Source organism: Klebsiella sp. HMSC16A12 (assembly GCF_001808265.1).
Lineage (GTDB): Bacteria > Pseudomonadota > Gammaproteobacteria > Enterobacterales > Enterobacteriaceae > Klebsiella > Klebsiella pneumoniae.
Genome location: NZ_KV792639.1, coordinates 1 through 9,378 on the forward strand (window position 1 = coordinate 1; position 9,378 = coordinate 9,378).

Below are 9,378 nucleotides of genomic sequence, written 5' to 3' on the forward strand. Positions count from 1 at the left end.
GGGGTGCAGTCCATGCGCTTGCGCGGGCCTACAAATAGCCGCATAACGGTTTGATCTTGCACTCTTTCGTAGGCCGGGTAAGGCGAAAGCCGCCACCCGGCAGACATGCGAGTACAATTTTGCGTTTACCTTACCCTCACCCCAGATACTCAATCACCGATAGCCCGCCGTTGTAATCGGTGCTGTAGATAATGCCTTGCGCATCGACAAACACGTCACAGGACTGGATCACCCGCGGGCGGCCGGGACGGGTATCCATCATTCTCTCAGGCGCAGCCGGCACCAGCGCCCCGGTCTCCAGCGGACGATACGGGTTGGAAATATCGTAAGCCCGCACGCCGGCATTCTGATACGTGGCAAAAATCAGCGTTGAGCTGACAAAGCTGCCGGGACGATTCTCATGCAGGTTGTGCGGGCCGAAATGCGCCCCTTTCGCCACGTAATCCGCTTCGTCCGGCGGCGGGAAGGTGGCGATGCTCACCGGGTTGGTTGGCTCGCGGATATCAAACAGCCAGATCAGCTTCTCGCCGTCCTCCTGGTTGTCGAGCACCGCTTCATCCAGCACCACCAGCAGGTCACGATCCGGCAGCGGCAGCGCGGTATGCGTTCCGCCGCCGAACGGCGGGCTCCAGTTGCGATGACTAATCAGCCTCGGCTGGGTACGGTCTTTGACATCCAGCAGCGTCAGGCCGCCGTCGCGCCAGCTGCCGTAGGCGGTATCCCCGGCAATAATGGCGTGATGCAGCGCATAGCGTTTGCCCTGCGGCCAGTCCGGTGTTTCACCGCCCGCCTGGTGCATCCCCGGCAGCCACCAGCGCCCGGCCACTTTGGGCTTACGCGGATCGGCCAGATCGATGGTCAGGAAGATGTAGTCGGTAAAACCGTCGATCAGCGCAGACACATACGCCCAGCGCCCGCCGACGTACCAGATGCGGTGAATACCGATGCCGTTAAGCGACAGGAAACTGATTTCCCGCGGCTGCGCGGGAGTGGAAATATCAAAGATGCGCAGCCCGGCGCTCCACCCCTTGTCCTGCACATCGCTGACCGTGTCACCCACCGAGCGGGTGTAGTACACCTTCTCATCAGCAAAACGGGCGTCAGCAAACAGATCCCGGGCGTTGATCACCAGCAGCAGATCGTCATGCGCCTGGAGATGCACGTTCCAGGTGCCCGGCGGCGCGGCAATATAGTTGACGGTGGTGGGCCGGGTCGGATCGCGAACATCGACCACGGAAAAACCCTGCGACACCATATGGCCGATATAGGCGAATCCGCGGTGCACCATCAGCTGCACGCCGTCCGGACGACCGCCCTGATCGCTATGGCCAATCAGCCGCATATTGCGGCTGTATTCGGGGGAAGGTAATGCTGACATAGGGGATCCCTCTCGCCCGGTGGCATGGTTTTCCCCCTCTCCCTGCGGAGAGGGCCGGGGTGAGGGCACCAGGCCGCCACCCACCGCCACCCGGCTTGATTTTATTTGTTCTTCGCTTCCAGCGTCGCGAACCACGGCGCGATAAAGTCTTCGGTCTGGCCCCAGCCAGGGATAATTTTCCCCAGCGACGCCACGTTTACCGCTCCCGGCTGGGCCGCCAGCAGCGCCTGGGGAATCGCTGCCGCCTTGAAGTCGTAGGTGGCTGGCGTCGGCTCGCCGGCGATCTTGTTGGCGATCAGCCGCACGTTGGTCGCGCCGATAAGCTTCGGATCCACCGCCACGCTCACCTTCCACGGGCTGCCGGCCTCGCGCATCAGCTGCAGATCCTGGTTGGAAATATCAATGCTGTAGAGTTTGATCTCGGTGCGGCCGTTCTCTTTCAGCGCCTTATAAGCCCCCTGGCTAAAGGCATCCCAGGTGCCCCAGATCGCGTCAATTTTCCCTTTCGGATACTTGGCGAGGATCGCCCCCACCTTGTTGGCAGTGTCGCCCTGCACATCGGATGACACGGCGCCGATCGACTCCAGCTCTTTAATCCCCGGGTTTTGCTTCAGCAGCGTCTGGTAAGCCGCCTGACGGCGCTCCATCGGCGGGAAGCCCGCCACCCACAGCTTGACGATGTTGGCCTTGCCGTTGAAATCTTTCACCAGCTGGCCAAAAGAGAGCTCGGTCAGTGAGGCATCATCCTGCTGACTGACCGTCACCCCGGGGATCTCACCGCTTACCGCGGTATCGAACACCGCCACTTTGATCCCGGCGTCCACCGCCTTCTTCACCAGGGCGGTGGAATACGGGTCACGCCCCTGAGAGAGAATAATGCCATCGTATTTCTGGCTGATGGCCTGGTTGACGAAGTCCTGGAATTTGGCGTCATCGCCGTTGCTCAGGAAGGTGCTGATTTTGAAACCGAGCTTTTTGCCTTCCTGCAGCGCCCCGGCGACAAACTGGGTGGTGTTATCGTCAGACCCGAGGTTGCGGATCACGGCAATGCGGATCGGGCCGTTGTGTTCGGCAATCGCCGCCGGCACCGGCGTCGGGGCGGTGGCCAGCGCCGCCGTCGACTGCAGCAGACCCAGCGTCATCAGAGAGAGTGCGATCTTTTTCATGCGGTTTACCCTGTAAAATGTTAAGTACGGCGCTGAAAATAGGTCAGTGCCAGCGCGCCAGCCAGCACCAACCCTTTAATAATGTCCATCGCGTAATACGGCACCGAGAGCATCACCAGCCCGTTGGAGAGCACGCCGAGGATCACCGCCCCCACCAGCGTCCCCAGGGCGTTCGGTTTACCGGAGCCCGCCAGCGAAAAGCCGATCCAGGCCGCCGCCACCGCGTCCATCAGATAGCCGCCGCCGGCGTTGACCTGCGAAGAGCCGATGCGCGAGGCCAGCAGAATGCCGCCCAGCCCGGCCAGCAGCGAGGCAATCACGTATGCTGCGACTTTGTAACGCGTGATCCGCAGGCCGGAGAGCCGCGCCGCCTCCGGGTTGCCGCCGATGGCGTACATCCGCCGTCCGTGGGTAGTGAACGACAGCGCCAGCTGGGCGATCAGCGTCACCACCAGCATGATAATGACGATGGTCGGCACCTGCCCCAGCGCGCCAAAGGCCGCCGGGATAGTACCCTCCGCCATCTCGCCGCTCGGCAGAACCATGTTTTCGGTAATCGACCCACCGTAGCTGTAGGTCATTGCCACGCCCTGAATCACAAACAGGCTGGCCAGGGTGGCGAGCATGTCAGGAATGCGCAGCACCACGATCAGAAAGGCGTTAAACAGCCCCACCAGGGCGCAGAGCGCGAGGGTTATCAGAATCGCTTCGGTGGTCCCCAGGCCATGCCAGACAAACAGGGAAATCACCAGCGCGTTAGCCAGCGATGCCGTCGATCCGACGGACAGATCGAAGCCGCCGATGGTGAGGGAAATCGACACCCCAATGGCAATCACCGTCACGATGGCAATCGAGCGCAGAATGTTGATGATGTTGAACGGGTCAAGGAAGTTGTCCGAGGCGAGGCCAAAGACCGCCACCAGCAGCACCATGGTCAGCAACATGCCCCACTTATAGAGAAAATCAAAAAATCGCTGACGGCCCGATACCGTCGCGTTTACTGCCAGGGCCTTGCTCACGCTGCCGCTCCTCCGGTTGAATAATAAAGCAGTGTCTCTTCCCGGGCATCCGCGCCGGGGATCTCCGCTACGATCCGTCCGTCCCATAGCACGCAGATGCGGTCGCATAAACCGACCAGCTCGGCGAATTCACCCGAGGCATAAATCACCCCTTTGCCTTCCCGTGCCAGACCATCGATCAGCATGAACAGATCGGTTTTCGCTTTCACATCGACCCCTTTGGTCGGTTCGTCAAAAATCAAAACGTTGGCATCACCGCGCAGCCATTTGCCAATGGCCACCTTCTGCTGGTTGCCGCCAGAAAGACGGCGCAGCGTCTGACCGGGACCGGTAGCGCGCACGCCGAGGCGGGCAATCACCTCCTCCGCCCAGCGCCAGGCCTGCCGATGGCCAAACAGGCTCCAGCGCGAAAAGCTGTTATCGGCGCTGACCGCCAGGTTCATCGCGATCGGCTCTTCAATGAAAATGCCCTCTTTGCGTCGCTCCTCCGGGACCAGCGCCAGGCCGCGCCCCACCGAGTCGGCTGGATCGCGCGGTCGCCACGGCTGGCCGTTCAGCTCGCCCCTCTGCACCCGGCTTTTGCTGGCGCCGAACAGCGCTTTGCACAGCTCGGTTTTGCCCGCGCCGGCCAGCCCGGCGATACCAAGAATTTCCCCCTTCCGCAGGCGCAGCGAAATATCCTGCAGCAGCGCCTCATCATGCAGACCGTCAACCTGCAACAGCACCTCTTCGCCGTGCGGCGGGCGCGGCGGCGGGAAGATATCGCTCAGCTCGTGGCCCAGCATCTTTTCGACGATCTGTTCGCCGCTCAGCGGCGCCATCGGGCCGCTCTCAATCAGCCGCCCGTCGCGCAGCACCGTCAGGGTGTCGCAGATCGCCTTCAGCTCATGGATACGATGCGAAATAAACACCACTCCGATCCCCTGGTGCTGCAGACGGCGTACTACCGCAAACAGACGCTCACTTTCATGCTGATCCAACGGCGCGGTGGGTTCATCGAGGATCAAAAAGCGGCAATGGTGCGACAGGGCGCGGGCCAACAGGATTTGCTGTTTTTCGGCGAGCGTGCAGCTGTCAATGGAGCGCCGGACGTCCAGCGCCACATCCAGCTGCGCCAGCGCCTCGCGCGCCAGCTGCCGAACCCGCGACCAGCGGAAGGTCATGCCCGGCTCCGCCAGCCTGTCCAGCATAATGTTTTCGGCAATGCTCAGGCCCGGCACCAGCGCTACGTCCACCTCCTGCTGCACCAGGTGGATCCCCAGCTGTTTAGCATCCCGCGGCGAACGAATGATGACCGGCTGGTTGTTGATCGTCACTTCGCCCTCATAGTGGGCGTTGGTGCCGCACAGCACGGCCATCAGCGTCGACTTACCCGCGCCGTTGGCCCCGGTCAGGGCATGCACCGACCCGCCATGGAGGGTAAAGTCCACCTTGTTCAGCGCCTGAAAGCCGGAGAAGGCCAGGCTAATGTTATGCATCTCAAGGCGATTCGCGCTCATCACTGCTCCCGTGCGGCAATTAATCTTCTGATTTAACGAATTTTTCATAGCCGCCGCTGGCTGACAACTGCGTAAAAAGCATAAGATACAACGAAATAATATTAGCCATCTGGATGTCCAGACATAACATCAGGTTAGCCCAACACCCATAAGGACAGCTTCCATGAGCAACAGCGATATCCGCGTCGTGCCCGGCCCGGCCAACTATTTCTCCCATCCTGGCAGCCTTGAGCGGCTGAGCGATTTTTTTAACGCCGACCAGCTCTCGCGAGCGGTGTGGGTCTATGGCGAGCGCGCTCTGGCCGGCGCCGAACCTTTTCTGCCGGCGGCCTTCCACCTGCCGGAGGCGAAAAAGATCCGCTTTACCGGCCACTGCAGCGAACGCGACGTGGCGGGGCTGGTGCAGGCCTCAGGTGACGATCGGGCGGTAGTGATTGGCGTCGGCGGCGGCGCGCTGCTCGACAGCGCGAAAGTGCTCGCCCGCCGCCTGGGGGTACCGCTGGTGGCCATCCCGACTATCGCCGCCACCTGCGCGGCGTGGACGCCTCTGTCGGTGTGGTATAGCGACGCCGGACAGGCCCTGAATTTTGAGATCTTCGATGACGCCAACTTCCTGGTGCTGGTCGAACCGCGCATCATTCTCAACGCCCCGGCGGAGTACCTGCTGGCGGGCATTGGCGACACCTTAGCCAAATGGTATGAGGCCGTGGTGCTGGCGCCGCAGCCGGAGGCGCTGCCGCTCACCGTGCGGCTGGGGATTAACGGCGCGCTGGCGATCCGCGACGTGCTGCTGGCCAGCAGCGAAACGGCGCTGGCGGACCAGCGCCGCGGCGATCTGACCCAGGCGTTTCGCGATGTGGTGGAGGCGATTATCGCCGGCGGCGGGATGGTTGGCGGGCTGGGGGAACGTTACACCCGGGTCGCCGCCGCCCATGCGGTGCACAACGGACTGACGGTGCTGCCGCAGACGGATAAATTCCTCCACGGTACCAAAGTGGCCTACGGCATTCTGGTACAGAGCGCCCTGCTTGGTCAGGACGATGTGCTGGCGCAGTTAGTGCAGGCGTATCAGCACTTTAACCTGCCGACCACCCTGGCGGCGCTGGAAGTCGATATCAATAACCGCGCAGAGCTGGACCGGGTCATTGCCCATACCCTGCGCCCGGGCGAGTCGATTCACTATTTACCGGTGACGTTAACCCCTGAGGTTCTGCGCGCGGCGTTTGAGAAGGTGGAATACTTCAGCCGTTAATCACCCCGACCGTCTATACCTAATGATGATGCTCACCACTCTCGCAACGAGGTCATCATGCAGATCGATTTAACAGGTAAGAAGGTGCTGGTTACCGGCGCCAGCCGTGGGTTGGGTCGCGCCATCGCGCTGTCGCTGGCGCGCGCCGGCGCCGATGTGGTTATTACGTATGAAAAATCGGTCGATAAAGCCCAGGCGGTCGCCGATGAAATAAAGGCCCTGGGTCGGTACGGCGAAGCGGTACAGGCCGACAGCGCCAGCGCGCAGGCGATTCAGGATGCCGTCACCCATGCGGCCCGGTCCCTCGGCGGGCTGGACATTCTGGTCAACAACGCCGGAATAGCCCGCGGCGGTCCACTGGAATCCATGACGCTGGCGGACATTGACGCGCTTATCAACGTCAATATCCGTGGGGTGGTCATCGCCACCCAGGAAGCGTTGGTGCATATGGCCGATGGCGGACGAATCATCAACATCGGCAGCTGTCTGGCTAACCGCGTGGCCATGCCGGGCATCGCGGTTTACGCCATGACCAAGTCCGCCCTCAACGCCCTGACCCGTGGCCTGGCGCGTGATTTAGGCCCTCGCGGGATCACCGTTAACCTTGTCCATCCAGGGCCGACCAACAGCGATATGAACCCGGAAGACGGAGAACAGGCGGAAGCCCAGCGCCAGATGATTGCGGTCGGCCACTACGGCCAGCCGGAAGACATCGCCGCGGCGGTCACCTTCCTCGCCAGCCCGGCCGCCGGGCAGATCTCCGGTACGGGGCTGGACGTGGATGGCGGATTGAACGCCTGATCGCACATTTTCTGCAAGCCTCTGTCGCCCGGCAGAGGCCTTTCCGCGCCGCCTCGACGGGTTGCGTTTTGCCTCTTACCTGCGTTTTTTCTCCGCTCTACAGTACCCCATAAGAAATTCGGAATTTATCTAATAGTCTTATTATTTCCTTATATTTTGTGTGGGCGTACAGTGGAGGTACGGATGAAAATTGTCTGGTCAAAAACGGCAGATAAGCAATTTTCTAAAATCGATACTCGGTATAAGAGCCGCATTAAATCCAGGCTGGAGAAGATGGATGATAAAGCTTCACCTATCTCGGATATCAAAAAATTGTCCTCTCCCGAAAACCACTACCGGCTGCGATTAGGTGATTACAGAGTCATCTACACCTTTGGGGATCCGCCGGGCGATACCTGCTACGTCGTGGCGGTTAAACGCCGAACCACCACCTACCTTCATGAGGAACATACCGAATATGACTATTCAGTACATCAAGGATGAAGAAGGAAAAGACCAGTATGTCGTCATTCCTTACAGCGATTACTTTCGTATGCGCCTGGCTCTGCTGGAGTACGACGACGAGGATGAAAGCGACTGGGAAGATATTCCTTATGAATCAGATATCTATGATGACGTCATGCTGCCGGGCGAAGTATGCGACGTGATGCATAAAGAAAACTTCAGCCTGCAGGCCGCGTGGCGCATCCTGCGCGGGATGTCCCAGCAGGAGGTAGCCGAAAAGCTTGGCATCAGCCAGTCCGCGGTGTCACAACTGGAAGCGCTGGACTCCCGTCCGCAGAAGCGCACCCGCGAGAAGCTGGCGGCGATTTACGGCTGTACTCAGGAGCAGATCAGCCTCTATCTGCCGAAAGAGGGTTAACAGCACTTCGCCCCGCCCTTGCCGCCGTAGCGCGCGTCCTGGCGTTCGCGAAAGAACTCTTCATAGGTCATCGGCGTCTGATCCGGGTGGGTTATTCGCATGTGCTCGACGTAGTTATCGTAATCCGGCACGCCGATCATCATCTTTGCCGCCTGGCCCAGGTACTTACCTGCTTTGGAAAGGGTGTTAAACATAAGTCATTTCTCTTTTGTATCCCTCACCCCGAGCCTCTCCCAAAGGGAGAGGGAGGATCGGAAATGTAGGCCGGGTAAGGCGAAGCCGCCACCCGGCACACCGGTTAATGCGCCCCTTTCGCCTGGGTCTCAATCGCGTCCAGGTTTTCAGGCATTGGCTCATACGGCGTCTCTTTCGCCGTCGGTTTATCCTCTTTCAGCGCCGCCAGCGCGGTTTTAATCGAGAACAGCGCCAGCACCACCACCACAATCATAAAGAAGATGGTCAGCCCGGCATCGAGACGGTTGTTAAACACCAGCTGCGCCAGCTGTGATTCGGTATATTGCGGCGGAATGTTGCCGCTGTCGATCATCGCCTGGAATTTATTGGCGATCGCCAGGAAACCGACTTTGGTGTCCGGGCTAAACGACTTCTGCCAGCCGGCGGTCAACGTACAGATCAGCAGCCAGCTGGTCGGCAGCAGCGCCACCCACGCATAGCGCTGGCGTTTCATCTTGAACAAGACCACCGCGCAGAGCATCAGCGCCATCCCCGCCAGCATCTGGTTGGCAATACCGAACAGCGGCCATAGGGTGTTAATCCCGCCCAGCGGATCGACCACCCCCTGATGCAGGAAGTAACCCCAAGCCAGGACGCACAGCGCGGTCGCCAGCAGGTTGGCCGGTAGCGAGCTGGTTTTTTTCAGCCCCGGGCTAATCACGCCCAGCAGATCCTGCAGCATAAAGCGCGCCGCGCGGGTGCCGGCGTCAACCGCCGTCAGGATAAACAGCGCCTCAAACAGAATGGCGAAGTGGTACCAGAACGAGACATCCATCAGTCCGCCCAGCGAGCCGTGCAGGATGTAGGCCATCCCCACCGCCAGCGTTGGCGCGCCGCCGGCGCGGGAGATAATCGACTGTTCGCCGACCTCGCTGGCGATTTGATGCAGCGTATCAGGCGTAATGCTAAAGCCCCAGCCGCTCACCACCTGCGCTGCCGAGGCGACGACATCGGTGGTACCCGCCGGCGCCAGCACCGCCATCGGGCTGTTCATCGCGAAGTAGACGCCCGGATCGATAATACAGGCCGCCACCAGCGCCATAATAGCGACGAAGGATTCCATCAACATGCCGCCGTAGCCGATAAAGCAGGCCTGGCTTTCGTTGGCCAACATTTTCGGCGTGGTGCCGGAGGAGATCAGCGCGTGGAAACCGGAGACCGCGCCGC

General features: G+C 60.6%; 10 protein-coding genes. 4 read left to right on the forward strand and 6 right to left on the reverse strand.

What is annotated here, in order from left to right:
• Nucleotides 1–136: 136 nt before the first annotated feature.
• From HMPREF3140_RS21010 to HMPREF3140_RS21025, 4 genes are all read right to left on the reverse strand, one after another.
• A complete protein-coding gene (locus HMPREF3140_RS21010) occupies nt 137–1,378 on the reverse strand; it encodes an LVIVD repeat-containing protein (protein ID WP_020801569.1) in 1,242 nt (413 codons plus the stop codon).
• A gap of 101 nt (nt 1,379–1,479) precedes the next feature.
• Entirely contained in the window at nt 1,480–2,544 is a 1,065-nt protein-coding gene (locus HMPREF3140_RS21015) for a sugar ABC transporter substrate-binding protein (protein WP_002894036.1), read from the reverse strand.
• Nucleotides 2,545–2,564: 20 nt separating this feature from the next.
• A complete protein-coding gene (locus HMPREF3140_RS21020; protein ID WP_032411026.1) occupies nt 2,565–3,563 on the reverse strand; it encodes an ABC transporter permease in 999 nt (332 codons plus the stop codon).
• Nucleotides 3,560–5,062 (reverse strand): sugar ABC transporter ATP-binding protein, encoded by a 1,503-nt coding sequence (locus HMPREF3140_RS21025; RefSeq protein ID WP_032411024.1) that lies wholly within the window; start codon nt 5,060–5,062, stop codon nt 3,560–3,562. Before HMPREF3140_RS21025 ends, HMPREF3140_RS21020 begins: the two co-directional genes overlap by 4 nt.
• Before the next feature lie 163 nt (nt 5,063–5,225).
• On the opposite strand from HMPREF3140_RS21025, the gene HMPREF3140_RS21030 reads away from it, so the two are divergent.
• The 4 genes from HMPREF3140_RS21030 to HMPREF3140_RS21045 all read left to right on the forward strand — a co-directional run bounded on the left by HMPREF3140_RS21030 (nt 5,226) and on the right by HMPREF3140_RS21045 (nt 7,977).
• Entirely contained in the window at nt 5,226–6,314 is a 1,089-nt protein-coding gene (locus HMPREF3140_RS21030; protein WP_032411022.1) for an oxidoreductase, read from the forward strand.
• Nucleotides 6,315–6,371: 57 nt separating this feature from the next.
• Nucleotides 6,372–7,115, forward strand: coding sequence for an SDR family NAD(P)-dependent oxidoreductase (locus HMPREF3140_RS21035; protein ID WP_032411020.1), 744 nt, complete (start codon nt 6,372–6,374; stop codon nt 7,113–7,115).
• A 183-nt stretch (nt 7,116–7,298) separates the two neighbouring features.
• Entirely contained in the window at nt 7,299–7,598 is a 300-nt protein-coding gene (locus HMPREF3140_RS21040) for a type II toxin-antitoxin system RelE family toxin (protein WP_004176910.1), read from the forward strand.
• Nucleotides 7,573–7,977 (forward strand): helix-turn-helix domain-containing protein, encoded by a 405-nt coding sequence (locus tag HMPREF3140_RS21045; RefSeq protein WP_032411019.1) that lies wholly within the window; start codon nt 7,573–7,575, stop codon nt 7,975–7,977. Before HMPREF3140_RS21040 ends, HMPREF3140_RS21045 begins: the two co-directional genes overlap by 26 nt.
• Here HMPREF3140_RS21045 and HMPREF3140_RS21050 read toward each other — a convergent pair.
• Nucleotides 7,974–8,171 (reverse strand): YbdD/YjiX family protein, encoded by a 198-nt coding sequence (locus HMPREF3140_RS21050; RefSeq protein ID WP_032410708.1) that lies wholly within the window; start codon nt 8,169–8,171, stop codon nt 7,974–7,976. The two genes, HMPREF3140_RS21045 and HMPREF3140_RS21050, sit on opposite strands and share 4 nt — an antisense overlap.
• A gap of 104 nt (nt 8,172–8,275) precedes the next feature.
• The coding region (locus HMPREF3140_RS29380; protein WP_019405015.1) for a carbon starvation CstA family protein at nt 8,276–9,378 on the reverse strand (1,103 nt) is incomplete at its 5' end.